Here is a 24,731-nt window from a genome sequence, read left to right on the forward strand (position 1 = left end):
CCCTTGAGGCCCCCGTCACCGCGACGAATCACCGAGCCCGAAGGAACATGAGGGAGTCAAAGCGACTTTTCGGGCGGAAGTGAAAGGGCACCCCATGGCGAAGTACCTCTTCAAGGTGAAACTGACTCCGGACGGACTGAAGGGTCTGCTCAAGGAGGGCGGGAGCAAGCGGCGTGACGTCGTCGGGCGCATGATCGAGGGCCTCGGGGGCCGGGTCGAGACGATGTACTGGGCCTTCGGCGACGACGACGTCTACGTCACGGCGGAACTGCCGGGCAACACCTCCGCCGCGGCCATGGGCATGGTCGTCTCGGCGGCGGGCGGAGTCCGCACGAGCACGGTCGTCCTGCTGTCACCCGAGGAGGTGGACGAGGCCGTCCGACAACAGGTGGACTACCGGGCACCCGGCGCCTGACGGACCCCGGGGCGGCGGCTGTGACGCCGCCCCTGCTCCTCACTCCTCCGGTGGGAACACCGGCTCCCCGCTGTCTCCCAGCGTGATCGTGATCGCCTCCACCGGGCAGCTCTCCGCCGCCGCCAGCACCCGCTCGTTCGCGACCGTGGCCGGGGCGGCCGGATGGGACTGCCGGGCGGAGTCCAGGCGGAAGCCGTCCGGCGCGTGGTGGAGGCATTGGGCGGAGCCGATGCACAGGGAGCGGTCGACCTCCACGTGCCAGCGGTCGCCCATCGCTACGCGTCCGCCGGGAGGTGGATCATCTTGTGCTCCAGGTACTCGCCGTACCCCTCGGGCCCGAACTCCCGTCCCAGGCCCGAGTTCTTGTAGCCGCCGAAGGGGCCCAGCATGTCCAGGCTGAAAGTGTTGACCGAGTACGTGCCCGTACGGACCTGCCGGGCGATCTCGATGCCGTGCTCGACGTCCGCCGTCCACACGCTGCCGCTCAGTCCGTAGTCGGAGTCGTTGGCGATCTTCACCGCGTCGGACTCGTCATCGTAGGGCAGCAGGCAGATCACCGGGCCGAAGATCTCCTCGCGGGCGATGCGCATGGAGTTGTCGACGTCGCCGAAGAGGGTCGGCTCGACGTACCAGCCGCGGTCGAGGCCGGCCGGGCGTCCGCCGCCCGTGAGGATCTTCGCGCCCTCCTCCTGTCCGATGCGGATGTAGTCGAGGTTGCGCCGCTGCTGCCGCCGGGCCACCAGCGGGCCCACCTGGGTGGCGGGGTCCAGCGGGTCGCCGACCGTCAGGGCGCCCGCCGCGGCGGCGAGGGCGTCGGCGAACTCGTCGTAGCGGGAGCGCGGCAGGAGGATGCGGGTCTGGGCGACGCAGGCCTGGCCGTTGTTCATCCAGGCCGCGGGGGCGATGCCCGCCACGGCCGTCTCGACGTCCGCGTCGGGCAGCACGACGGCCGCCGACTTGCCGCCCAGTTCGAGCGTCACGCGGGTGAGATTGCGGGCGGCGACCTCCATCACGCGTTTGCCGGCCGCGACGGAGCCGGTGAAGGACACCTTGTCGATGCCGGGGTGCCCGACCAGGTACTCGCTCACCTCCCGGTCGGCGGGCAGGATCGACAGCACGCCCTCCGGCAGCCCGGCCTCCCGCGCGATCTCGCCGAGCAGGTACGCGTCCAGCGGCGACTCGGGCGAGGGCTTGAGCACGGCCGTGCAGCCGGTGAGCAGGGCGGGGGCGAGCTTGGCGGCGGCGACGAACTGCGGGACGTTCCAGGGGACGACGGCCGCGACGACCCCGACGGGCTCGCGCCGTACGAGGATCCTGCCCAGCACACCGTCGCGCCGCTCCTCGTACGTGAAGTTCCGGGCGACGGTGATCGCCGAGTCCCAGACCATGACGGCACCGAGGGCCTGGGCGAGGACGCTCCAGGAGTACGGCGAGCCGTTCTGGCCGGAGATCACGCGGGCGATCTCGTCGTGCCGGGCGGCGATCCCGTCCTTGATCCTGCTCACGACGCCGATCCGCTCGTCGAGGCTCATACGCGGCCAGGGGCCCTCGTCGAAGGCCCGCCGGGCCACCCCCACGGCCCGGTCCACATCCGCCGTCGAGGCGTGCGGGACGCGTCCGATGACCTCTTCCGTGTGCGGTGAGACCACCTCGATGACATCCGTACCCAGGGGGTCGGTCAACTCCCCGCCGACGAACAGCTGTCCGTGTTCCACGAGCTCGGTCATGGCCGACTGCCTTCACATCTGACGGTGTTTCAGGAACTGATACCAGTTCTCGTCCAAGGAGTCCACGGACCCGACGAGAAGGCGGACGACACCCGTCTCCGGCAGCCCTACGAGTGCTCAGGGGCCTGCGCGCTGGTGCCGTAGGTGTGCGGGTCGACGGGTTGCTCGGCCTTGGGCAGGTGGGCGACGACGAGCAGATAGGAGTCGGTGATGAGTTCCCTGGCCAGCTTCTTGTCGACGCCTGTCCCGGCCTCCAGCGTGATCCAGTGTTTCTTGTTCATGTGGTAGCCGGGGGTGATGTGGCTGTTGTGTTCCCGGAGAGCACGGGCCTCTTCGGGGTCCGCCTTGAGGATCACGACGGGGCGCCCGGGGACCTCCGTCATCAGCATGAACACCTTGCCTCGCACCTTGAAGACCTCCCAGTCCGGGCCGAAGGGATGCTCCAGCTGCGCTCCGGGAAGTTCCTCCGCGCACTCGGCGGCGAACGTGTGCAGGGTCGATCCGTTCATGAGTGTTTCCTTTCTCGTGGTGGCGGGCCGGGGCGTCGGCCACGGACGCGGACGGCACGCCCCATCCTGTTCCCCGAAGCGGGCGAAACGGGCGGTAAGCTGCGGACACGTGATGGTCGATGAGCGACACCCCAGGCGTTCCGCCGGACGCCGCGGGCAGACCGCGGTTCCGCTGTACGGTTTCCAGCCCCCGGTCGGCACTCCGTACGGCCTTGAGGTGAACACCGTCGAGGACTTCTTCGCCGAGCACGACGACTGGCCGTGGAATCCGCCCCGTCCGGGCCGCGCCACTTTCCACTACCTGATCCTGGTGACCGAGGGTGAGCTGCTCCACGATGTCGACCACGTCACGCGGACCGTTGCCTGCGGCCAGTGGCTGTGGGTACGTCCCGGGCACGCGCAGTGCTGGCATCCGCCGGGCGCCGCCCGCGGCTTGTTCATCCTGTTCGAGCCGGACGTGCTGACGTCCGACGCCGCCCGCCTGCTGGCCCCGCTCACCGCGCACGAGGCCCCTGCCGTTCTCACCCCGCACCCCGAAGACGCGGCCTGGCTGAGGCAGACGGCGCTGCAACTCCTGGACGAGCACCGTGCACTGGGGCGCCGCCGGCTCGACGTCCACCACGCCCTGCGGCGCGGCCTGCTCGAATCGCTGCTGCTGCGCCTTGCCAATTCCCCGGATGTCACCTCCGACGGCGCGTTGGCGGGCGGCACGGGTCGCAAGGCCACGTACGCACGGTTCGCGGACGCCCTGGAGCTGCACTTCCGGGAACTGCACCGGGCTGCGGACTATGCCGGGCTGCTCGGCTGTTCGGTTCGTACCCTCAGCCGCGCGGCCCGGGACGCCACCGGCAAGGGGGTGCGTGAGGTCATCGACGAGCGGCGGCTGCTCGAAGCCCGGCGCCTGCTGGGAGGCGGCGGTTGGGACGCCCGGGCTGTGGCCGTCCATCTCGGGTTCACCGATCCCGCGAACTTCGGCCGTTTCTTCCGTGGCCACACCGGTCTGACCCCGGCCGCCTTCGCGGCCCGCGAGGCCAGGACCGGCATGTGAGGCCGGCTCACGGCTGAGCAGGCCGGCGAGGGCCAACACCCAACAGCACCAGTCGACTTGGGCAACCTTTGTAACCAGTTCTCGTTATAGTGGGCAATGGCCGTGGATCGGAGGGCAGATGAAGAGCAGCCAGGACCGCGAGCCCGTACCGGCGGTGTACGACCACGGCGGAGGTGTCCGGTCCCTGCGCGTCCCCATCCCGGACAACCCGCTCGGCCACACCCTGGTGTACGTCGTCGACACCGACCGGGGCCCGGTACTGATCGACACCGGCTGGGACGACCCCACGTCCTGGGACACCCTCGCGTCCGGCCTCACGGCGTGCGGCACCTCGGTCGCCGAGATCCACGGCGTGGTCGTCACCCACCATCACCCGGACCACCACGGTCTGTCCGGCCGGGTCCGGGAGGCGTCGGGCGCGTGGATCGCGATGCACGCGGCCGACACCGCGGTCGTACGGCGGACCCGTCAGGCCCGCCCCGAGCGCTGGTTCTCGTACATGACGGCCAAGCTCACGGCCGCCGGCGCCCCGGAGGAGCACGTCGCCCCGCTGCGCGCGGCCCGGCCCCGCGCCCTGCCCGGCCTCTCCCCCGCCCTGCCCGACCGTGACATCGTCCCCGGCGAACTCCTCGACCTCCCCGGCCGCCGCCTGCGCGCGATCTGGACCCCGGGACACACGCCGGGACACGTCTGCCTCCACCTGGAGGAGACCCACCCCGCCCGGCTCCCCGGCCACGGCCGCCTGTTCTCCGGCGACCACCTGCTGCCGGAGATCACCCCGCACATCGGCCTCTACGAGGACCCCGACGACGCCACCGTCACCGACCCCCTGGGCGACTACCTGGACTCCCTGGAACGCGTGGGCCGCCTCGCGCCCGCCGAGGTGCTCCCCGCCCACCAGCACCCGTTCCCCGACGCCGCCGCCCGCGTCCGCGAACTGCTCGCCCACCACGAGGCCCGCCTCACCGACCTGCTGACCCTCCTCGCCGAGCCGCTCACGCCCTGGCAGCTCGCCGAACGCATGGAGTGGAACCGCCCCTGGGCCGACATCCCCCACGGTTCCCGCACCATCGCCGTCTCGGAGGCCGAGTCCCATCTGCGCCGCCTGGTCAAGGCGGGCCGGGCGGAGGCGGTACCGGGAAGTGATCCGGTGACGTACGCGGCGGTGCAATGACGTGGCAAACCCGGCGGAGAACAGACCGCCGGGGTGCTACGAAACGATCATGAACCCCCTAGAACGCCTCCTCGCCGAACGCGCCTGCGAGCGCCTGATCATCGACTTCGTCCACCGGCTCGACCTGGGCGAACCCTCCTCCGTGGCCGAGCTGTTCACCGAGGAAGGCGTCTGGCAGTGGCCGGAGGACGGGCGGCTGGTCAAGGGCCGGGACGCCCTGAGCGCGTACTTCGGCTCCCGCCCCGCCGACCGGCTGTCCCGGCGCATGATGTCCAACGTCCTGGTCACGGTGACGTCCTGGGACACGGCCACGGCGATCTCGTACTTCACGACGTACCGCGTCGACGGCTACGACGGCGGTGTGGTTCCGGCCGGGCCGCCGGTCCAGGTCGGGCACTACGAGGACACGTTCCACAGGGCCGACGGCACCTGGCTGCTCGCCTCCCGGACCCTGCGCCTTCCCTTCGGCGGAGCCACGCCGCGGGTGAACTCGCCTATGTCATAAGCCAGATGGTGTCCGGGCAGGGCCCCTAGGATGACTGTGCCGCGGCAATCACAGGCCTGCGGAGTTGCGTTCCACCGCAAGGAGATACGCCCATGGGCACCGAAGAGGCCGCTCCTACGACGTCCGGCAGTGGAGCCCTGGACAGCAGATCGGCCGGGCCCATGGTGCCGCGGCTGGCGCTGGGCGCCCGGCTCAGGCGACTGCGCGAGGAGCGGGGCATAGGCCGGGCGGACGCGGGGCATGTCATCCGGGCCTCCTCGTCCAAGATCAGCCGGATGGAGGCGGGCCGGCACGGGTTCAAACTGCGGGACGTCACCGATCTGCTCACGCTGTACGGCGTCACGGACGAGGCCGAGCGCGCGACCCTGCTGGCACTGGCCGAACAGGCCAACACCCCGGCCTGGTGGCAGTACTACAGCGACGTGGTGCCCGCCTGGATGCAGACGTACCTCGGCGCCGAGCAGGCGGCGAGCGTCATCCGCTGCTTCCAGGTCCAGCGCGTTCCCGGGCTGCTCCAGACCGCCGACTACGCACGGGCCTCCATCCGGCTCGCCCACCCGGACGCCGGTGCGCAGGAGATGGAACGCCGGGTCGCGCTGCGGCTGACCCGCCAGCGGATACTGCACCGGCAGCCCGCGACCCGGCTGTGGGCGGTGATCGACGAGGCGGCGCTGCGCCGGCCGGTGGGCGGTCTCTCCGTCATGCGCGCCCAGCTCAGGTATCTCATCGAGATCTGCCGGCTGCCGCAGGTCACGGTCCAGATCCTGCCGTTCCGCGTCGGCGGCCACGCCGCGGAGGGCGGTCCGGTCACGATTCTGCGCCTGCCCGGCGGGGAGTTGCCCGACGTGGTCTACCTCGAACAGCTCACCACCGCGCTCTATCCCGACCGGCCCGCCGAGATCGAGTGCTACTGGGACGCGATGAACCGGCTGGTGGTCGAAGCCGAGTCGCCGGACGAGACTCCGACCATTCTCCACCGCATCCTTCAGGAGACCTGAGAAGTCAGCGTTTCAGGGCGACACCGCCGTACTGGTGCACCTCCGCCGGGAGATCCAGGGCCGCGGCGTCTGGTCGCCAGCGCGAGCAGGACGTCACGCCCGGTTCGAGCAGTTCCAGACCGTCGAAGTAGCGGGCGATCTGCTCGGGGCTGCGCAGGATGTACGGGATCGAACCGCCGTCGTTGTACTGCTGGATGGCCCGGACGTAGTCCTCGCTGGTGTCGGTGCTGTCGTACTGGACGAGGTAGCTGCCGGAGGGCAGGGCGTCCACCAGCTGCCGCACGATCGAGCGCGCCTCGTCGTGGTCCTCGATGTGGCCCAGGATGCCCATCAGCATGAGGGCGACGGGCTGGTCGAAGTCCAGCGTCTTACCGGCTTCCCGGATGATCGTGCCCGGCTCGCGCAGGTCGGCGTCGACGTAGTTGGTGACGCCTTCCTGGGTGCTGGTGAGCAGCGCGCGGGCATGGGCCAGCACCAGCGGGTCGTTGTCGACGTAGACGATCCGGCTGTCCGGGGCCACCCCCTGGGCGATCTGGTGGGTGTTGTCCACGTTGGGCAGCCCCGTGCCGATGTCCAGGAACTGGCGGATGCCCTCCTCGGCGGCCAGGTGGCGGACGGCGCGGGCGAGGAAGTAGCGGGCGGCGCGGGCCCCGGTCTCGATGCCCGGGAAGATCTCGCGGAACGCGTCACCGGCCACACGGTCGACTTCGTAGTTGTCCTTCCCGCCCAGCCAGTAGTTCCAGATCCGGGCCGAGTGCGGCACGGAGGTGTCGATCTTGGGAAGCGGCTCCTGCCCGGAGTTCCCCACCTGATCACTCATGGACGCTCCTGCGTGTGGTCGTGGGTGCCCACGTTAGCTTGTCGGTCAGCCGGTTCGCCCCTGGGACAGGATCAACTCCTCGGCATCTTCCAGCAGTTCGACTTCGATCCGGCTCATGGTCGGATTGGCGGACCGGCGGCGCAGGGCCTCCGTCAGGGCGGGCCGGGTGAGGGCGGACGCGTCGGCGAGGAGGGCGGTCAGCATGGTGCGGGCCGGGCCGGCGAGGTGGTCACCGGCGACGGCGGCCTGGGCGAGGATCACGGCGGTCGCCGCCCAGTCCAGGGCCGGGTCGCCCTCCTCCGTGTTCGACCAGTCGATGACGCGGGGGCCGTCGGGGGTCAGGATCACGTTCTCCGGGTGCAGATCCAGGTGCAGGACGCGGACGGCCGGGTCGGTGGAGCGCAGGGCGGGGACGGTGTGGAGGTGACGCAGCAGCCGGGCGAGGATCGAACCGGCCTCCGTCGGGTCCAGGGTGCCCGCCAGGCAGGCCTGGAGCATGGTCGGGCCGGAGAGCCGTTCCATCACCAGGTCGGTGCGCGAGCCGGTCGGGCGGACCCGGGGCACCGGGTAGCCGTGGGCGTGCACGTGCGCCATCACCGCGCCCTCGCCCGCCGGGTCTCCCCCGCCCTCCCGTTCACGCCGCAGCACCCACGCCTCGTCGAGCTCGTACACGTCGGCGCGGCGGCCGGAGCCGAGCAGTCGTCCCAGTGGTGTCGGCGGCATGAGGCGAAGGTACTCCGGCCCTCCGGCACCCCTCGGCCCGTTCTGGGCGTGCGGGTACAGTAGGCAGGTCGTCATCACACCCGTACGGGGGGAAGCCGGTGCAATTCCGGCGCTGACCCGCAACCGTAAGCTGCCGCCGAGGTGGTGAGCCGGATCGCCCCGTACGGTTCGTGACCGGCTCACGTGCCCGGCGGAGCGCCGGTGCACGGCACCGTCGAGGTATACGGAGCCGAGCCGCCGGGGGTGCCCCGTGCTGCCCGGCTCCCCGCAGGGAGAGGCACCCGCCGATCATGAACGTCCGCCGCAGCGCCGCGGTCCTGGCCGCCGTCGCCGTGGTCGGCGCCGCCGCCCCGGCCGCCGCCGCCCCGTCCCCTTCCCCGTCCCAGGCGCTCCCCTCCGCTCTGTACGGCGACAAGGATCCCCGGTACGACGGCGTCTGGCGCCAGTCCCTCGCCCTGCTCGCACAGCACACCGTGGGGGTGAAGCCCGCGGCGAAGTCCGTGGAGTGGCTGGTGCGCCAGCAGTGCGCGGACGGTTCCTTCGCCCCGTACCGCGCCGATCCCACCGCCGCGTGCGACGCCAGGACCATGGTCGACACGAACCAGACGGCCGCCGCCGTACAGGCGCTCACCGCACTCGGCGGGCACGACGCCGTCACCGGCAAGGCCGTCACCTGGCTGAAGAAGGTCCAGAACAAGGACGGCGGCTGGGGCTACGCGCCCGGCGGCGCCAGCGACACCAACTCCACGTCCGTCGTCATCGGCGCGCTGACCGCCGCCGGCGAGAAACCTGAGCAGGTCGAGAAGGGCGGCAAGTCGCCCTACGACGCGCTGCTGACCCTCGCCCTCGGCTGTGACGGCGACGACGCGGGCGCCTTCGCGTTCCAGCCGGACAAGAAGGGCGAACTGGCCGCCAACGCCGACGCCACGGCTGCGGGTGTGCTGGGCGCCCCGGGCAAGGGCATGGTGGTGAAGCCCGGAGAGAAGACCGAGGCCGCGAAGGGCCGGGCCTGCGAGGGCAAGAACAAGAAGACGCCGGAGCAGGTCGCGGCCGACGGAGCCGCCTACCTCACCGAGGCTCTCGCCAAGGACGGCCACCTCACCTCGCCCACCCCCGGCTCGGACCCCCAGCCCGACTACGGCAACACCGCCGACGCGGTCGTCGCACTCGCCGCGCACGGTGACACCGGGCAGGCGGCGAAGTCCCTGCGCTGGCTGGAGAAGAACTCGGCGTCCTGGGCGGCCCAGAACGGCCCTGCCGCCTACGCCCAGCTGATCTTCGCGGCCCACGCGACGGGCACGAACCCCCGCGACTTCGGCGGCACCGACCTGGTGAAGCGGCTGAACGCGACGGGCCCGGCCCCGCAGACCGGCGGGAAGACCCGAGCGGCCGACGAAAAGAGCGACTCGGACGTCTTCGGCGTCTGGTGGTACGTCGGTGTCTGCCTCGTCGCGGGAGTCGGTATCGGCTTCCTCTTCAGCGGCCGCCGGAAGAGGCAGCAGCCGTGATCCGCCGGGCCGTTCTCCTTCTCCTGGCCTCGCTCCTGCTGTGCGCGGGAGCGGGCCAGGCCCAGGCCGCCCGCTACCAGTACTGGTCGTTCTGGGAGCGCGACGGCGACCACTGGGTCTACGCCACGCAGGGCCCGTCCACGGCCCGCCCCTCGGACGGCGACGTCCAGGGCTTCCGCTTCGCGGTGAGCGAGGACTCCGGGAACGCGGCCCGGCCGCGCGGCGAGGCCGACTTCAAGACGATCTGTGCCGCAACGCCCGCGCGGGACGGCAAGAAGCGGGTCGCTCTGCTCCTCGACTTCGGCACGACGACGGACGCCCCGTCCGGCGAGACCCCGCCCCCGGCCCGAACGGCCTGCGCCCAGGTCTCCCCCGACGCGACGACGGCCGAGGCCCTGGCGGTGGTGGCCAAGCCGTTGCGCTACGACATGAACGCCTTCCTGTGCGCCATCTCGGGTTACCCGGAGAAGGGTTGCGGAGAGCAGGTGGCCAAGCAGCAGAAGCCGACCGCAGAGAAGAAGAACACCTCGGAGCACGGCCCGTCCCTGGGTCTGGTGGCCGGCATTGCCGTCGTGGCCCTCCTCGGTGCGGCAGCCATCTGGCAGGTACGACGGCGTGCGTAGGCCCCAGCCTGCGGGCAGTCGTGCCGCTGGGGCGATGGGGGTCCCCCCTGCTCGAGCGAAGCCGAGAGCTTGGGGGAAAGTGGGCGCAGGCGGCACCCCACAGCGCCGGGCCGCGCAGCCCACCGCCCTCCACCCCGGCGCCTGGTGGCTCTGGTCCCTTTCCCTCGGCACCGCGGCCACCCGCACCACCAACCCCCTCCTCCTCACCCTCCTCATCACGGTCTCCGCCTACGTCGTAGCCACCCGCCGCCCCGACACCCCCTGGTCCCGCTCCTACGGCGCCTTCGTCAAACTCGCCCTCGCCGTCCTGCTCATCCGCCTGCTCTTCGCCACGATCCTCGGCTCCCCGATCCCCGGCACGCACACCCTCCTCACCCTCCCCGAAGTCGGCCTCCCCGCCTGGGCCCAGGGCATCCGCCTCGGCGGCGAGGTCACCGCCGAGGCCCTCACCTTCGCCCTGTACGACGGCCTGAAGCTGGCCACCCTGCTCATCTGCGTCGGCGCCGCGAACGCCCTGGCGAACCCCTCCCGCCTGCTCAAGTCCCTCCCGGGCGCCCTGTACGAGATGGGCGTCGCGGTCGTCGTGGCGCTGACCTTCGCGCCGAACCTCATCGCCGACGTCCAGCGCCTGCGCGCCGCCCGCCGTCTGCGCGGACGCCCGGACAAGGGCATCCGGGGTCTGCTGCAGGTGGGCCTGCCGGTCCTGGAGGGCGCGCTGGAGCGATCGGTGTCGCTCGCCGCCGCGATGGACGCCCGCGGCTACGGCCGTACCGCCCAGGTCCCCGCCGCGGTCCGCCGCACCACCGCCGCCCTCACGCTCGGTGGTCTGCTGGGCGTGTGCGCCGGAACGTACGGTCTGCTCACCGCCGAAGGCGCCACGTACGGCGTCCCGGTGCTCCTCGCCGGCCTCGCCGCCGCCCTCGCGGGTCTCCGGCTCGGCGGACGGCGGTCGCTGCGCACCCGGTACCGCCCCGACCGCTGGGACGTGCGCGCCTGGCTGGTCGTCGCCTCCGGCGTGGCGGTCGCCGCGCTCCTCACGCTCGCCGCGGCCCGCGACCCCGCGGCCCTGCACCCGGGTGTGGTGCCGCTCGTGGCCCCCGCGCTTCCCCTCTGGCCCGCGGCGGCGATCCTCCTCGGCCTGCTGCCCGCGTTCGTCGCCCCCGACCCCAAGGAGCCGTCGTGATCCGCTTCGAGGATGTGTCCGTGACGTACGACGGTGCCGCCGAACCCACCGTCCAGGGCGTCGACTTCGAGGTCCCGGAGGGTGAACTCGTCCTCCTGGCCGGCCCGTCCGGCGTCGGCAAGTCCACCGTCCTGGGCGCGGTCAGCGGGCTCGTGCCGCACTTCACCGGCGGCACCCTGCGCGGCAGGGTCACGGTCGCCGGCCGCGACACCCGCACCCACAAGCCGCGCGAACTCGCCGACGTCGTCGGCACGGTGGGCCAGGACCCGCTCTCCCACTTCGTCACCGACACCGTCGAGGACGAACTGGCCTACGGCATGGAGTCGCTGGGCCTCGCCCCGGACGTGATGCGGCGCCGCGTCGAGGAGACCCTGGACCTGCTCGGCCTGGCCGGGCTGCGCCACCGCCCGATCGCCACGCTCTCCGGCGGCCAGCAGCAGCGCGTCGCGATCGGCTCGGTCCTCACCCCGCACCCGAGCGTCCTCGTCCTGGACGAGCCGACCTCCGCGCTCGACCCGGCCGCCGCCGAGGAGGTCCTGGCGGTCCTCCAGCGCCTCGTGCACGACCTCGGCACGACGGTCCTCCTGGCCGAACACCGCCTGGAACGCGTCATCCAGTACGCCGACCAGGTCGTCCTGCTGCCGGGCCCGGGCGCCGCCCCCGTGCTGGGCCCTCCGGCAGAGGTGATGGCCGTCTCCCCGGTGTATCCACCGGTGGTGGCCCTGGGCCGCTTGGCAGGCTGGTCCCCCCTGCCGATGACCGTCCGCGACGCCCGCCGCCGCGCATCAGACCTACGCCGGCGACTTGAGGTTCGGGACGACATCGCCCCTCAGGGGCGCGGGGAACGGCGCGACAAGCCACAGACAACCCGCACCCGCCAGCACTCCGCACCCCCCGCCCCCGTAGGCGCAGCCTCAGCCCTCTCCGTAACCCGCGCCCGCGTCCAAGCCCTACGCCATATCGACCTGACCATCACCCCTGGCGAGACGATCGCCCTCATGGGCCGCAACGGCGCAGGAAAGTCCACCCTGCTCAACTCCCTGGTCGGCCTCGTCACACCCACCTCGGGATCCGTCCGGGTCGGGGACGCGATCCCCCACCGCACCCGCCCGAAGGACCTCGTCCGCAAAGTCGGCCTCGTCCCACAGGAGCCGCGAGACCTGCTCTACGCCGACACCGTCGCCGCCGAGTGCGCCGCGGCCGACCAGGACGCCGGCGCAGCGCCCGGCACCTGCCGCGCCCTGGTCACCGAACTGCTCCCCGGCGTCAGCGACGACACCCACCCCCGGGACCTCTCGGAGGGCCAGCGGCTCGCCCTCGCCCTGGCCGTCGTACTCACCGCCCGGCCCCCGCTGCTCCTGCTCGACGAGCCGACCCGGGGCCTGGACTACGCGGCCAAGTCCCGCCTGGTCACGGTGCTCCGCACCCTCGCCGCCGAGGGGCATGCCATCGTGCTGGCCACGCACGACGTGGAGCTGGCGGCGGAGATCGCCCACCGGGTCGTACTGCTCGCCGACGGCGAAGTGATCGCGGACGGCCCGACGGCGGACATCGTGGTCTCCTCCCCCTCCTTCGCCCCGCAGGTCACCAAGATCCTCGCCCCGCAGCACTGGCTCACGGTCTCCCAGGTCCGTGCGGCCCTCGACGCCGAGACTCCGGCCGGCTGATGGAAACCCGGACCACCCTCCAGCGCCAGGCCCGAGCCGTCCGCCTCGGCCCCCGCTCCGTCACCGCCCTGGTCCTCGTCAGCGCGGTCGGCGTGATCGGCTTCGGCTGGCCGTTCCTGACCCCGCCCACCTCGCGGCTCAGCGCGCACGCGCAGGACGCGCCCTGGCTGTTCGCGGGCCTGCTGGTGCTGCTCGTCGCGGTGGTGGCCGCGGCGATCTCGGAGTCCGGTCTCGGCCCGAAGGCGGTCGCGATGCTCGGCGTGCTGGCCGCCACGGGTGCCGCCCTGCGGCCGATCGGCGCCGGTACGGCCGGTATCGAGCCGATGTTCTTCCTGATGGTGCTGAGCGGACGGGTCCTCGGCCCGGGGTTCGGGTTCGTCCTCGGCTCGGTGACGATGTTCGCGTCCGCGCTGCTCACGGGCGGGGTGGGCCCGTGGCTGCCGTTCCAGATGCTGGCGATGGGCTGGTTCGCGATGGGCGCGGGCCTGCTGCCGGGCCCGGACCGGCTGCGCGGCCGGGCGGAGCTCGTGATGCTCGCGGCCTACGGCTTCCTCGCCGCCTTCGCCTACGGCACGATCATGAACCTGGCCGGCTGGCCCTTCATGAGCGCCCTCGCGTCGGGCGTCGGCTTCGACCCGCACGCGGCGGTCGCCACCAACCTGGCCCGTTTCCTCGCGTACTGCCTGGCCACGTCGCTGGGCTGGGACCTGGGCCGGGCCGTCGTCACGGTCGTGCTGACGCTCACGATCGGCCCCGCGGTACTGAGGGCGTTGCGCCGCGCCACCCGTCGGGCTGCCTTCGAGACGCCGGTCACGTTCGACGCGCCCCGGACGTGAAGCCCCCCACATGACCCCCGTCACGTACGAAGCGGGGCCGTAGGAACAACGCCCGGTCACAGGTCAGACCTTCCGCGCACATGCGGCCACACCTAGTAAGCGGGTTCCTTGCGGGCACCCGGCGCGCCTGTTTCTCTGGCCAGGCACCCCCAAGACCGACCCACCCCCCAAAGACCGAAGGCGGCGGCCCCCTGATCCCCGGGGCCGTCGCCTTCGCCCTTCTTCGCCTTTCTCCACGTCCTCTACTTGCTCTGCAGCTTCCCCAGCGGCTCGGGGTCCTCCTCCAGCGCGACGGCCGCCGCCTTCCAGCCGGTGTCCCCGGGGTAGAGGGCGCTGCGCAGGTAGGCGGTGGTGAGGCGCTGGAGCAGGGCGACGCGTGCGGGACTCTCGTCGGTCGTCTCCGCCACCTCGTAGCCGGGGATGCCGCCGAGCGAGTGCTCCGCCCCGAACAGCGTGAGCAGGCTCTTGTTCCCCGGGCTGTAGGTGTAGGGGTCGGTGAACCAGTCCGGTCCGCGTGTGGTCAGCGCGGAGTCGTCGTGGTCCCCGGCGACGATGAGCGCCGGCGTGGTCATGGTGTCGAAGGACGGCCTCATGAAGGGCAGGTGCTCGACGGCGAACGGGGTCAGGTCGTCGCCCAGGCCGGCCATGGCGAGCAGCACACCCGCCTTCACACGGGGGTCGGACATGTCCTCGCCGGGAACACCGTCGGAGTCGAGGACGCGCGCGCCGAGGAGCGTGCTCGCCGTCTGGGCTCCCCAGGAGTGGCCGGCCACGGCGACGCGGTCGCGGTCGAGGCGTCCGGCGAGGCCCGGTACGGAGGCTTCGAGAACGTCGAGACCGTCCAGCACACGCGTGAGGTCCTCGATACGGAAGCGCCAGATCCGTGGCGTGCGGGGGTCCTCGGGAGGCAGGCCCAGCGTCCTGGAGTCCAGGTGGGTGGGCTGCACCACCACGAAGCCCTGGGCGGCCCAGTGGTCCGCCAGAGGGGCGTAGCCGTTCATCGACCAGCCGAAGCCGTGCGAGAAGACGACGACGGGCAGCTCGCCGCCGGTCGAGGGGGCGGACACACGGACCTGGAGGTCCTCGCCGCGGCCCGGGGCGGGCAGGAGCACCGGCTTCGCGGAGATCACCATGGTCGAGTGGGACAGGGGAGTGCCGGGCATGGGGGTGCCTTCCGGTCAGGTCTGTCATCATGAATGAAACGGAACGCCGTTCCGATTACGCCATCACAATACGGAACAGGGTTCCGCTTTACAACCGCACGCGCAACAGCACGCAAGCGCACGCAACCGCATGGAAGGACGACACGGTGAACGACAGCGGCCAGAGCGCCGGGACCTCAGCCCGGTCCAAGCGCAAGGACGCCCGGCGCAACCAGCAGGCCCTGCTGGACGCGGCCGCCGAGGTCTTCGTCAGCTCGGGCGTGGACGCGCCGGTGCGCGACATCGCGGCCAGGGCCGGCGTCGGGGTGGGCACGATCTACCGCCACTTCCCCACCCGGGCGGATCTCGTCATCGCTGTCTACCGCCACCAGGTCGACGCCTGCGCCGAAGCCGGCCCGGCCCTGCTGGCGGCCGGCCCGACGCCCCATGCCGCCCTGGTGCGGTGGGTCGATCTCTTCGTCGACTTCCTGGTCACCAAGCACGGCCTGGCCACCGCGATGCAGGGGGACAGCACCTGCTTCGGGCCGCTGCACACCTACTTCCTCGAACGGCTCCTGCCGGTGTGCACCCAGCTGCTCGAAGCCGCCGCCGCGTCCGGCGAGATCCGCTCCGACCTCGACGCCTACGCGTTCCTGCGCGGCATCGGAAACCTCTGCGTCGGCGCTGACAGCGACCCCCGCTACGACGCCCGCCGACTGGTAGCGCTCCTCGTCGCGGGACTACGCCAACCGCACTGACCGCTACCGGGACCGAACCCGGAGTTCCTTCACCCCGTTGATCCACGCCGACCTCAACCGGCGGGGTTCCTCGACCAGTTGAAGGCCCGGCATGGTGTCGGCGACGGCGTTGAAGATGAGGTCGATCTCCAGCACGGCGAGGGACTTGCCCAGGCAGTAGTGCGGGCCGCCACCGCCGAAACCGAGGTGGGGGTTGGGGTCGCGGGTGATGTCGAAGGCGTCCGGCTCGTCGAAGACCTCGGGGTCGTGGTTGGCGGAGGCGTAGAACAGCCCCACCCGATCGCCCTTGCGGATCAGTTTGCCGCCCAGCTCGGTGTCCTGGGTGGCGGTGCGCTGGAAGGCGGCGACCGGGGTCGCCCAGCGCACGATCTCCTCCGCCGTCGTCGACGGCCGCTCCCTCTTGTACAGCTCCCACTGCTCGGGGTGGGTGAGGAAGGCGTGCATGCCGTGGGTGATGGCGTTGCGGGTGGTCTCGTTGCCGGCGACGGCCAGCATCAGCACGAAGAAGCCGAACTCGTCGGAGTTGAGGTTGCCCTCGTCCTCCGCCGCGACCAGTTGCGTGACGATGTCGTGGGCGGGGCACTGCTTGCGGTCGGCGGCCATGTTCATCGCGTAGGCGATGATCTCCGTGGCCGACTCGGCGCCGACCTCCTCGGTGATGGCGTACTCGGGATCGTCGTACGCGATCATCTTGTTGGACCAGTCGAAGATCTTGTCCCGGTCCTCCTGCGGCACGCCCATCAGCTCGGCTATCGCCTGGAGGGGCAGTTCGCAGGCGACCTGGGTGACGAAGTCGAAGGGGCCGGTGTGCGCGCCGGCGTTCGCCACGATCGCGTGGGCACGGGCCCGCAGCCGCTCCTCCAGCGCGCGGATCGCCCGAGGCGTGAACCCGCGCTGCACGATCTGCCGCACCCGCGTGTGCTCAGGCGGGTCCATGTTCAACAGGATGAACCGCTGCGCGTCGATGGAGTCGCGCTCGATGTGCTCGTTGAAGCGGATGATCGCCGTGTTGAGGTACGACGAGAACAACTCCGGGTGCGTGGAGACGTACTTGACGTCGGCGTGCCGGGTGACCGCCCAGTATCCCTCGTCCTGGAAGCCGGCGAGACCCACCGGCTGCGGCACCCAGCAGACCGGCTCCACCCGGCGCAGCTCGGCGAACTCGGGCAGGGGCACGCGGCTGTGCAGCAGGTCGGGGTCGGTGAAGTCGAACCCGTCGGGCAGCGCGGGACAGGACATGGGCGGCTCCCACCACTCGTACCGACTCTGATTCTGACGGCCCATCAGCTGTGCGGAGTTGCGGTGACGGTAGTAACGGGTTCTACAAGTAGCAAGAGGCACGGGCCCCTGAATTACCCGCACGACTCTTGCGGTCGGTGAGCAGCCCTCAGCACACTGCAGGCAGAACTAGAACGCGTACTAGTTCCGCGTAGCCTCCCGGAGAGGACCCGCACCCATGGCTGCCGAACCCGTGATCGTCGAAGCCGTACGCACCCCCATCGGCAAGCGCGGCGGCGCGCTCGCCAACCTGCACCCCGCCTACCTCCTGGGCGAGACGTACCGCGAACTCCTCGGCCGCACCGGTATCCCGGCCGACTGCGTCGAGCAGATCGTCGGCGGTACGGTCACTCACGCCGGCGAGCAGTCCATGAACCCCGCGCGCACGGCCTGGCTCACGATGGGGCTCCCCTACGAGACGGCCGCGACGACCGTGGACGCGCAGTGCGGGTCCTCCCAGCAGGCCTCCCACATGCTGGCCAACATGGTCGCCACGGGCGTGATCGACGTCGGCATCTCCTGCGGGGTGGAGTCGATGTCCCGGGTGCCGCTCGGGTCGGGCTCGAAGCACGGGCCGGGCAAGCCGTTCCCCGACGAGTGGAACGTCGACCTGCCCAACCAGTTCGAGGCCGCCGAGCGCATCGCCCGTCACCGCGGCCTGACCCGCGAGGACGTCGACGCCCTGGGCCTCGCCTCCCAGGAGCGGGCCGCCCACGCCTGGGCGGAGGAGCGCTTCAAACGAGAGACGTTCGCGGTCCAGGTCCCGACGACCGAGGAGGAGCAGCACGCCGGGCAGGGCATGTGGCGCCTGGTCGACAAGGACGAGGGCCTGCGCGACACGACGGCGGACGGACTGGCCGCGCTGAAGCCGATCATGCCGACGGCGGTCCATACGGCCGGCAACTCGTCGCAGATCTCCGACGGGGCGGCGGCGATCATGTGGGCGTCGAAGAGGATGGCTCGCGCCCTGAAGCTGCGCCCCCGGGCCCGGATCGTGGCCCAGGCCCTGGTGGGCGCCGACCCCCACTTCCATCTCGACGGGCCGATCGACGCGACCAAGGCCGTGCTGGGCAAGGCCGGGATGTCCCTGAAGGACATCGACCTCGTGGAGATCAACGAGGCGTTCGCGTCCGTCGTACTGAGCTGGGCGCGGGTATTCGAGCAGGACCTGGAGAAGGTGAACGTGAACGGCGGCGCGATCGCGCTCGGGCACCCGGTGGGGGCCACCGGGGCCCGGCTCATCACGACGGCACTTCACGAACTGGAGCGCGCGGACAAGGAGTTCGCGCTGATCACGATGTGTGCGGGGGGCGGTTTGGCCACCGGCACGATCATTCAGCGGTTGTAGTCGTCCAGTTGATGAACGTGGTGAACGTGGCGGGGTCGAGCGTGAGGATCGGTCCCGCCGGGTTCTTTGAGTCGCGTATTGCCACAGCGGCCTCCGGAGTATGTGCGACTTCGAGGCACTGGCCGCCCTGGTCGCCGCTGTACGTCGACTTACGCCACTGCATCTCCATAGCGATCCTCCATTACGCGCCGGATGAGCTCCGCCGAGTCGGTGAGGGAAAGCGCGGCGGCCCGGAGGTGATCGTAACGGAGCGAACACTCCCTGACGGTGTCCGGGTTCGCGGTCGGATGCCCGCTGCCGTACCCCTCCGTGTAGACGATGGTGGGGTCGCTCGTAAAACGGTAGACGTCGAACGAGCCTTGCAGTCCCGCGTGAGCACCGACCGAGAACGGCAGCACCTGGATGTTGATCCGGGGGTTGTCCTCGAACGACAACAGGTGGGCCAGTTGCTCACGCATGACCTCCGGGCCACCGATCTCCAAGTGCAGCGCGGCCTCGCTGAGGACAGCCCAGAAGACCGGCGCATCCCCCTTCTCGAAGACGCGTTGACGAGCCAGGCGGACTGCCGTGCGGTCTTCGAGGTCGCTCCGGTCAAGCGCGCCGAGCACAGCCTGCGCGTATCCCTGGGTCTGAAGCAGCCCGAGAATCATGTGCGTCTGGAAGGAGCAGACCTCAGTTGCCCGCATCTCCAGCTCGGCCACCTGCTGGAACCAGGCCGGGAGCCGACTGCGCAGCACCAGTTCGACCAGCCGGGAGAACAAGCCGTCCGTGCCCAGCGCCGCATCGGCCCGTTCACTGAACTCCGGCGTCGGAACCTTCCGTGCTGTCTCGATCTGGCCCACCAACGAGCCGGTGTAGTTGAGGATTCCCCCGAGCTGCTTCAGCGTCAGGCCCGCCGCCTCCCTGTGCCGCCGCAGCTCGTAGCCGTAGTAATCGAGCGGAGAAGCACCCGGGTCAAGGGCGTTGATGTTGGTCACGCAGAGCCCCTCTCACGCAACTCGGTCCACCACCGGACCGGTTGTATCCGTTCCGTAGCCCAGAGTAGTCACGGCACGTCAGCCTCGTCCCGTGAACGAATACATTCCCGCCCAGTACACGATGCGCCTCACCGTCGGTGAACACGCCCCCCGCCACGTCCGCCGTATCGTCCGCTCCTTCCTCGAAGAGTGGCGCATGCCCGAGCTGTCGGACGCCGTCGAGCTGGGCGTGACCGAGTTGCTGGCGAACGTCGTACAGCACGTCCCGGACCGCCGCTGCGCGCTGCTGTTGCTGCGGCAGCCGGCCGGGGTGCGGGTCGAGGTGACGGACGGCAGTGATCAACTGCCCGTCTCCCCGGCCCGGCCGGAGCCGGAGGCCGAGGGCGGCCGGGGGCTGCTCCTGCTCGACGCGATGGCCGACAAGTGGGGCGTGTCGCCGTGGCGCGGGGGCGGCAAGACCGTGTGGTTCGAATGCGGGGCCGAGTCCGTCACTCAGGAGTGCGGTTTTCCGCAGGGTGAGTAGTGCGGAAAACCGTACTGGACCGCACGGCAATCCTCATACCGCCGTTGACCTGTGGTTTCTAGCTTGAAGGGAAGTCGGGGCGCTTGCCCCGGGCGCCCGACCCCGCCAGCTTGGAGACCCACGTGCACCTCACATCCATGGCTCTGCCGCAGGAACCCGCCGACGGCATCGCGGGCTGGGCCGCCGATCTCGTCGACACCATGGGTGGTCCAGGAGCCGGCCTGGCCATCGCGCTGGAGAACCTCTTCCCACCGCTGCCGAGCGAGGTGATCCTCCCGCTGACCGGGTTCGCCGCCGGGCAAGGGGTTCTCACCCTGGCCTCAGCGCTGTTCTGGACCACGCTCGGCTCGGTTGCGGGGGCCGTGGTCCTCTACTGGATCGGCATGCTCTTCGGCCGTGAACGCATGCGTGCGATCTGGGCGAAGCTGCCCCTGGTGAAGGCTTCCGACCTGGAGCGCACAGAGCGGTGGTTCGAGAGGCACGGCACCAAGGCGGTCTTCCTCGGCCGCATGGTGCCGATCTTCCGCAGCCTCATCTCCGTCCCCGCCGGGGTGGAGCGCATGCCCCTGCCCCTGTTCGTCATGCTGACCACGCTCGGCAGCCTGATCTGGAACTCCGTGCTGGTGATGGCCGGTTACTGGTTGGGGGACCAGTGGGAGGTCGTGGAGACCTACGTCGGGGTCCTGTCCAAGGGGGTACTGGTCCTGGTGGTCGTCGCCCTCCTGGCGTACGTGGCCGTACGGCTGCGTGGCCGCAACCATCCCCGGCACCGCCGCACTTCATGACCCGGCACAGGCACTCCCCCACGAGGGTCGCGCCTCCCGCACCACCTGAGCGATCTTGCTCCGTATGCGCGGCCGCACTACGCTCGGTGCCCGTGCAGGGGGACTCCGGCGAGGACGACGTCACGCCCATCCGGCCACCCTCCTGGCCGAGTCGGAGCATCGGTACGCTCCTCGGCTGCGCCACGGCTCTGCTCGGCTTCCTTTACTTCCTCGCTGTCGGCACCGCCCTCGGCCCCTTTCTGCTGTGGCCGCTCACCCGGGCCGGCGCCCTCGACGTCCTCATGGCCGGAGTCCGCCGGTTGGCGGTCCTGGAGCGAGCTCGCCGGTCCGCCTTCTTCGGCGACCGCTTCCCCGAGCACTACGACGTGTCCGGCCAGAGGCTCCTGCGCTATCTGGCGGTCCGCTCGCTCGCGGGGCTGGTGTGCAGTGTCGTCGTCGCCCTGCTCGCCTTCGGTGTCGTGCTGGCGGGAGTGCTCATGAGGGGCATGCTCCAGGGAAGCCTCCGCTGGCACGACGTGACGGGGCAGGTGGTCCTCGGCGGGGTGCTGCTCTTCCTCGACCTGCAAGGGCTGCACTCGCTCGCCGAGCTGGACGCGCGGATGGCCCATGAGTGCTTCGGCCCCTCCGAGCAGGAGCTGCTGCGGCAGCGCGTCCGCGAACTGGCCGCCAGCCGGGCGGCCGTCGTACGGGCCGTGGACGCCGAACGCCGGCGCATCGAGCGGGATCTGCATGACGGGATCCAGCAGCGTGTGGTGGCACTAGCCATGTTGCTCGGCCGTGCCCGCCGGGGGCGCGGCGACACCGAGCGCGCGGGCGCACTGGTGCGCCAAGCGCACCAGGAGGCCCAGGACATCCTCGCAGAGCTGCGCGAAGTGGCCTGGCGTGTCTATCCCTCGGCGCTGGACAGCTTGGGACTCGAGGAGGCGCTGGGCGGTGTGTCCGAGCGGTGCGCCATCCCCGTCCGCACGGAGTTCGAGGTCGGTGGCGACCTGCCGCAGCCAGTGGAGACCGCTGCGTACTTCGTGGTGTCGGAGGCCGTGACCAACGCGGCCAAGCACTCCCGTGCCACGGCCGTCTCGGTGCGGGTGGTGCTGCGTGGCGGCGTGCTCGCGGTGCAGGTCCAGGACAACGGCAAGGGCGGCGCGAACCCTTCGGGCAGCGGGCTGAGCGGGCTGCACGGCCGGGTGGCCGCGCTGGATGGCATCCTGCGCGTCGACAGCCCCGAAGGGGGCCCCACCACCATCACCGCGGAGCTGCCATGCGCCTGATGATCGCCGAGGACTCGACCCTGCTGCGCGAGGGGCTGGTCCGGCTCCTCGCCGAAGAGGGCCACGAGATTCTGGGCGCGTTCGGTGACGCCGGCTCTCTGCCCGAGGAGATGGCCCTGCGGCGACCCGACGTCGTCGTCCTCGACATCCGGATGCCTCCGACGCACACCGACGAGGGGCTGCGTGCGGCGCTGGAGATCCGCGAGCGGTGGCCGGAGGTCGGCGTACTGCTGCTGTCTCAGCACATCGAGCGCAACTATGCGGCGCAGCTGCTGGCCTCCAGCGCGGAACGGGTGGGATACCTCCTGAAGGACCGGGTCGCTCAGGTCGAGGAGTTCCTGGACGCGTTGGAACGCATCCATGCGGGCGGTGCGGCCCTCGATCCCGAGGTGGTGCGCCAGCTGGTCATCCGCACGACGCACGGAGATCCGCTGACCCGCCTCACACCCCGCGAACGCAGTGTCCTGGAAGCCCTCGCCCAGGGCCACACCAACACGGCGATCGCGCACAAGCTGCACATCTCCCTGAGCTCGGTGGAGAAGAACCTCAACATGATCTTCGACAAGCTGGAGCTGTCGCACACCACCGGTTACAGCCGGCGGATCCTGGCGGTCCTGAGGTATCTGGAGTCGTAGGGCTCCCGCCGCGGGCGGGCCGTGGGCGCCCGGGGCCCCGACAGCACGTACGTCAGCGCGAAGCCCGCGCCCACGACCACCGCTCCCCCGGCCGCGTCCAGCACCCAGTGGTTCCCGGTCGTGACGATCGAGGAAGCGGTGAGCAGCGGGTGCAGCATCCCCAGGGCCTTGACCCACCAGCGGCGCGTCAGGACGGCGATGACGACACCGCACCACAGCGACCAGCCGAAGTGCAGCGACGGCATCGCCGCGTACTGGTTGGTCAGGGACGTGAGCGTGCCGTAGTCGGGCTGGGAGAAGTCCTGGACGCCGTGGACGGTGTCGACGAAGCCGAGCGTCGGCATCAGACGGGGCGGGGCCAGCGGGTAGAGCCAGAAGCCGACCAGGGCGAGCAGGGTGGCGAAGCCCAGGGCTGAGCGGGCCCAGCGGTAGTCGGCCGGGCGGCGCCAGTACAGGACGGCGAGGACGCTCAGCGGGACGATGAAGTGCATCGACGTGTAGTAGTAGTCGAAGAAGTCCCGCAGCCGGTCGATCGTGACGACGGTGCGGTTGGCCCAGTGCTCGATGTCGATGTGCAGGGCCCGTTCCAGGCCGAGGATCTGCCGGCCGTTCTCCTCGGCCTCGGCCCGGCCCGCCGAGTTGCTCCCGCCGGTCGCGGCGAGCCGGACCCGGGCGTAGGCGGCGTAGGTGACCCGGATGAGGAGGAGCTCCAGGAGGAGGTTCGGCCTGGTGAGGACCCGGCGCAGGAAGGGCACGAGCGGGACGTGCCTGAAGCGGGCCGGTACGGCGGGGGCGTACTCGGTCGGCAGCGGTGACTGGTAGTGCGGGGAGGTGCGGGAGAGGAACGGCACGGCCGTGGCGGCGGCGACGGCGGCGAGCAGGACGAGGTTGGTGCGCAGCGGGTCCAGCGCCTGCATGTCCGGCAGCAGCATCCTGGTCGGCAGGGTCATGACCAGGATGACGGTGACCGGCCAGACGTACCGGTCCGAGGCGCGTCTGCCGGCCCGGCCGACGACCGCGAGCAGCACCCACAGCAGCTGGTGCTGCCAGGCCGTGGGCGAGACGGCGATCGCGGCGCAACCGGTGATCGCGACGGCGAGGAGGAGCTGGCCGTCGCCGAAGCAGCGCACGGCGCGGCGCAGGGCCAGGGCGGCGACGGCCGCGCCGAGCGTCAGGAAGAGCGCGACCTCCAGGGGGCCGGTCAGGCCGAGCCGCAGCAGGGCGCCGTGCAGGGACTGGTTGGCGAGGTCGTCGGCCGGGCCGCCGAGGCCGACGCCCGCCATGTGGTGGACCCAGTAGCGGTAGGAGTCGTGCGGCAGCACCGTCCAGGCCAGCCCGGTGCAGGCGGCGAAGGTGACGCCGGCGGAGAGCGCGGCGCGTCTGCGGCCGGTGCACCACAGCAGGGGCGTGAAGAGCAGCAGGGTGGGCTGGAGCGCTGCCGCGACGCCGATGAGAAGGCCGCTGGTCCGCTGGCCCCGGGCGGTGAAGCAGCCCAGCAGGACGAGCAGGACCGGGATGATGCTGGTCTGGCCGAGCCACAGGGTGTTGCGGACCGGCAGGGACAGCATGAGCAGGCCGATGGCGACGGGGGCGGCCAGGAGGGCCGTGCGGCGGCCGATGGGCTGGGGCAGGGCGCGGGCGGCGATCAGGCCGAGGGCGACGACCAGCAGCAGCGTGCCGAAGGTCCAGCCCCAGCCGAGGGCCTGTTCGGCCGAACGGGTGAGGGGTTTGAGGGCGAGCCCGCCGAAGGGGGTACCGGTGAAACGGGTCGAGTCGTAGAGGGAGCCGTTCACGTGCAGGACGCCGTTCGGCCCGACCCAGGTCGCCAGATCCGTCAGCCGCTCGCCGCGCGGTGTGCCGAGAACGACGGTCACCTGCCGTGCGGCGAGGGCGGCGACAATCAGCCACAGCCCCAGACAGGCCACGCGCAGGCGTGTGCGGGTCCGGCCGACGGCTGTCGCTCCGAAGGCTTCCGTCGGTCGTCCGCTGCGCTCCGCATTCGTCACGCCTCGTAGGCCTTCTACCCGTTACGCCCGCTTCGTCCGGTTGACGATAGTGCGCGGGGCGGGTGGTTGCCTCTCGTGACGCGAGAAGGATCACATCAAGATCTCGTGGGAACCGCTCCCGGCCGGGCATACGTGCCTGCATAGCCGGTGTTTAGATGCATCCTGCAACGAAAGGCCTACCGCCCGTAAAGGGCTTTTCGTCGCCTATCGTCGCTTTTCGGCCCGTACGACAGCGCCGCCGCGCGGACCGCGTCCCTGTCCCCGTCGAAAGGTAG

Annotated in this window: 26 protein-coding genes; 16 read left to right on the forward strand and 10 right to left on the reverse strand. The window is 71.1% G+C overall.

The annotated features are described in order from the left end of the window. Positions 1 to 94 precede the first annotated feature (94 nt). On the forward strand, positions 95 to 415 hold the full coding sequence (locus ACH4G3_RS06605) for a GYD domain-containing protein (RefSeq protein WP_397623454.1): 321 nt from the start codon (positions 95 to 97) through the stop codon (positions 413 to 415). Positions 416 to 454: 39 nt separating this feature from the next. On the opposite strand, the gene ACH4G3_RS06610 is transcribed toward ACH4G3_RS06605, so the two are convergent. The 3 genes from ACH4G3_RS06610 to ACH4G3_RS06620 all read right to left on the reverse strand — a co-directional run bounded on the left by ACH4G3_RS06610 (position 455) and on the right by ACH4G3_RS06620 (position 2,651). Beyond that, the gene (locus tag ACH4G3_RS06610; RefSeq protein ID WP_397623455.1) at positions 455 to 688 is read right to left on the reverse strand and encodes a ferredoxin; all 234 of its coding nucleotides are present in this window, start codon (positions 686 to 688) and stop codon (positions 455 to 457) included. Between the two features lie 2 nt (positions 689 to 690). Beyond that, complete coding sequence (locus ACH4G3_RS06615) at positions 691 to 2,142, reverse strand: aldehyde dehydrogenase (RefSeq protein WP_397623456.1); 1,452 nt, start codon at positions 2,140 to 2,142, stop codon at positions 691 to 693. 107 nt (positions 2,143 to 2,249) lie between these two features. Then, positions 2,250 to 2,651 carry an MmcQ/YjbR family DNA-binding protein gene (locus ACH4G3_RS06620; protein ID WP_397623457.1) on the reverse strand — a complete coding sequence of 134 codons (402 nt, stop codon included), beginning with the start codon at positions 2,649 to 2,651 and terminating at the stop codon, positions 2,250 to 2,252. A gap of 217 nt (positions 2,652 to 2,868) precedes the next feature. Between ACH4G3_RS06620 and ACH4G3_RS06625 the strand changes: the two genes are divergently transcribed. The 4 genes from ACH4G3_RS06625 (at position 2,869) to ACH4G3_RS06640 (ending at position 6,376) form a co-directional block, all read left to right on the forward strand. Next, positions 2,869 to 3,699 (forward strand): helix-turn-helix domain-containing protein, encoded by an 831-nt coding sequence (locus tag ACH4G3_RS06625; protein WP_397623458.1) that lies wholly within the window; start codon positions 2,869 to 2,871, stop codon positions 3,697 to 3,699. A gap of 118 nt (positions 3,700 to 3,817) precedes the next feature. After that, positions 3,818 to 4,873 carry an MBL fold metallo-hydrolase gene (locus ACH4G3_RS06630; protein ID WP_397623459.1) on the forward strand — a complete coding sequence of 352 codons (1,056 nt, stop codon included), beginning with the start codon at positions 3,818 to 3,820 and terminating at the stop codon, positions 4,871 to 4,873. Between the two features lie 49 nt (positions 4,874 to 4,922). Further along, entirely contained in the window at positions 4,923 to 5,378 is a 456-nt protein-coding gene (locus ACH4G3_RS06635) for a nuclear transport factor 2 family protein (RefSeq protein ID WP_397623460.1), read from the forward strand. 92 nt (positions 5,379 to 5,470) lie between these two features. Then, on the forward strand, positions 5,471 to 6,376 hold the full coding sequence (locus ACH4G3_RS06640; protein ID WP_397623461.1) for a helix-turn-helix domain-containing protein: 906 nt from the start codon (positions 5,471 to 5,473) through the stop codon (positions 6,374 to 6,376). A 4-nt stretch (positions 6,377 to 6,380) separates the two neighbouring features. On the opposite strand, the gene ACH4G3_RS06645 is transcribed toward ACH4G3_RS06640, so the two are convergent. Next, positions 6,381 to 7,196, reverse strand: coding sequence for an SAM-dependent methyltransferase (locus tag ACH4G3_RS06645; RefSeq protein WP_354735246.1), 816 nt, complete (start codon positions 7,194 to 7,196; stop codon positions 6,381 to 6,383). A 45-nt stretch (positions 7,197 to 7,241) separates the two neighbouring features. Then, positions 7,242 to 7,919 (reverse strand): phosphotransferase, encoded by a 678-nt coding sequence (locus ACH4G3_RS06650; RefSeq protein WP_397623462.1) that lies wholly within the window; start codon positions 7,917 to 7,919, stop codon positions 7,242 to 7,244. Between the two features lie 290 nt (positions 7,920 to 8,209). Here ACH4G3_RS06650 and ACH4G3_RS06655 point away from each other — a divergent pair, with 290 nt between their 5' ends. The 5 genes from ACH4G3_RS06655 (at position 8,210) to ACH4G3_RS06675 (ending at position 13,736) form a co-directional block, all read left to right on the forward strand. Next, complete coding sequence (locus ACH4G3_RS06655) at positions 8,210 to 9,427, forward strand: prenyltransferase/squalene oxidase repeat-containing protein (protein WP_397623463.1); 1,218 nt, start codon at positions 8,210 to 8,212, stop codon at positions 9,425 to 9,427. After that, on the forward strand, positions 9,424 to 10,050 hold the full coding sequence (locus ACH4G3_RS06660) for an SCO2322 family protein (RefSeq protein ID WP_397623464.1): 627 nt from the start codon (positions 9,424 to 9,426) through the stop codon (positions 10,048 to 10,050). Before ACH4G3_RS06655 ends, ACH4G3_RS06660 begins: the two co-directional genes overlap by 4 nt. Positions 10,051 to 10,129: 79 nt before the next feature. Next, complete coding sequence (locus ACH4G3_RS06665; protein ID WP_397623465.1) at positions 10,130 to 11,233, forward strand: CbiQ family ECF transporter T component; 1,104 nt, start codon at positions 10,130 to 10,132, stop codon at positions 11,231 to 11,233. Further along, positions 11,230 to 12,900: an ABC transporter ATP-binding protein gene (locus tag ACH4G3_RS06670; protein ID WP_397623466.1), complete on the forward strand. Its 1,671-nt coding sequence runs from the start codon at positions 11,230 to 11,232 to the stop codon at positions 12,898 to 12,900. Before ACH4G3_RS06665 ends, ACH4G3_RS06670 begins: the two co-directional genes overlap by 4 nt. Continuing rightward, entirely contained in the window at positions 12,900 to 13,736 is an 837-nt protein-coding gene (locus ACH4G3_RS06675) for an ECF transporter S component (RefSeq protein ID WP_397623467.1), read from the forward strand. Before ACH4G3_RS06670 ends, ACH4G3_RS06675 begins: the two co-directional genes overlap by 1 nt. A 242-nt stretch (positions 13,737 to 13,978) precedes the next feature. Here ACH4G3_RS06675 and ACH4G3_RS06680 read toward each other — a convergent pair whose 3' ends face one another. Then, positions 13,979 to 14,899, reverse strand: a complete 921-nt coding sequence (locus tag ACH4G3_RS06680; RefSeq protein WP_397623468.1) for an alpha/beta hydrolase family protein — start codon at positions 14,897 to 14,899, stop codon at positions 13,979 to 13,981. 146 nt (positions 14,900 to 15,045) lie between these two features. Here ACH4G3_RS06680 and ACH4G3_RS06685 point away from each other — a divergent pair, with 146 nt between their 5' ends. Beyond that, positions 15,046 to 15,636: a TetR/AcrR family transcriptional regulator gene (locus tag ACH4G3_RS06685; protein WP_397623469.1), complete on the forward strand. Its 591-nt coding sequence runs from the start codon at positions 15,046 to 15,048 to the stop codon at positions 15,634 to 15,636. Between the two features lie 3 nt (positions 15,637 to 15,639). Here ACH4G3_RS06685 and ACH4G3_RS06690 read toward each other — a convergent pair whose 3' ends face one another. Continuing rightward, positions 15,640 to 16,875, reverse strand: a complete 1,236-nt coding sequence (locus ACH4G3_RS06690; protein WP_397623470.1) for a cytochrome P450 — start codon at positions 16,873 to 16,875, stop codon at positions 15,640 to 15,642. 217 nt (positions 16,876 to 17,092) lie between these two features. Between ACH4G3_RS06690 and ACH4G3_RS06695 the strand changes: the two genes are divergently transcribed. After that, positions 17,093 to 18,262 (forward strand): steroid 3-ketoacyl-CoA thiolase, encoded by a 1,170-nt coding sequence (locus tag ACH4G3_RS06695; protein ID WP_397623471.1) that lies wholly within the window; start codon positions 17,093 to 17,095, stop codon positions 18,260 to 18,262. Here ACH4G3_RS06695 and ACH4G3_RS06700 read toward each other — a convergent pair. Then, positions 18,246 to 18,431, reverse strand: coding sequence for a DUF397 domain-containing protein (locus ACH4G3_RS06700; protein WP_397623472.1), 186 nt, complete (start codon positions 18,429 to 18,431; stop codon positions 18,246 to 18,248). The genes ACH4G3_RS06695 and ACH4G3_RS06700 overlap by 17 nt on opposite strands. Beyond that, positions 18,412 to 19,239: a helix-turn-helix domain-containing protein gene (locus ACH4G3_RS06705; protein ID WP_397623473.1), complete on the reverse strand. Its 828-nt coding sequence runs from the start codon at positions 19,237 to 19,239 to the stop codon at positions 18,412 to 18,414. The genes ACH4G3_RS06700 and ACH4G3_RS06705 overlap by 20 nt, the downstream gene beginning before the upstream one ends. 91 nt (positions 19,240 to 19,330) lie before the next feature. On the opposite strand from ACH4G3_RS06705, the gene ACH4G3_RS06710 reads away from it, so the two are divergent. The 4 genes from ACH4G3_RS06710 to ACH4G3_RS06725 all read left to right on the forward strand — a co-directional run bounded on the left by ACH4G3_RS06710 (position 19,331) and on the right by ACH4G3_RS06725 (position 22,450). Next, positions 19,331 to 19,762: an ATP-binding protein gene (locus ACH4G3_RS06710; protein WP_397623474.1), complete on the forward strand. Its 432-nt coding sequence runs from the start codon at positions 19,331 to 19,333 to the stop codon at positions 19,760 to 19,762. A 122-nt stretch (positions 19,763 to 19,884) separates the two neighbouring features. After that, positions 19,885 to 20,547, forward strand: a complete 663-nt coding sequence (locus ACH4G3_RS06715) for a DedA family protein (protein ID WP_397623475.1) — start codon at positions 19,885 to 19,887, stop codon at positions 20,545 to 20,547. 92 nt (positions 20,548 to 20,639) lie between these two features. After that, the gene (locus ACH4G3_RS06720) at positions 20,640 to 21,815 is read left to right on the forward strand and encodes a sensor histidine kinase (protein ID WP_397623476.1); all 1,176 of its coding nucleotides are present in this window, start codon (positions 20,640 to 20,642) and stop codon (positions 21,813 to 21,815) included. Then, positions 21,806 to 22,450 (forward strand): response regulator transcription factor, encoded by a 645-nt coding sequence (locus ACH4G3_RS06725; protein ID WP_354735278.1) that lies wholly within the window; start codon positions 21,806 to 21,808, stop codon positions 22,448 to 22,450. Before ACH4G3_RS06720 ends, ACH4G3_RS06725 begins: the two co-directional genes overlap by 10 nt. Here the strand turns inward: ACH4G3_RS06725 and ACH4G3_RS06730 are convergent. Beyond that, entirely contained in the window at positions 22,405 to 24,456 is a 2,052-nt protein-coding gene (locus tag ACH4G3_RS06730) for a bifunctional glycosyltransferase 87/phosphatase PAP2 family protein (protein ID WP_397623477.1), read from the reverse strand. The two genes, ACH4G3_RS06725 and ACH4G3_RS06730, sit on opposite strands and share 46 nt — an antisense overlap. Positions 24,457 to 24,731 lie beyond the last annotated feature (275 nt).

It is taken from the genome of Streptomyces afghaniensis, from assembly GCF_044327915.1.
Lineage (GTDB): Bacteria > Actinomycetota > Actinomycetes > Streptomycetales > Streptomycetaceae > Streptomyces > Streptomyces afghaniensis.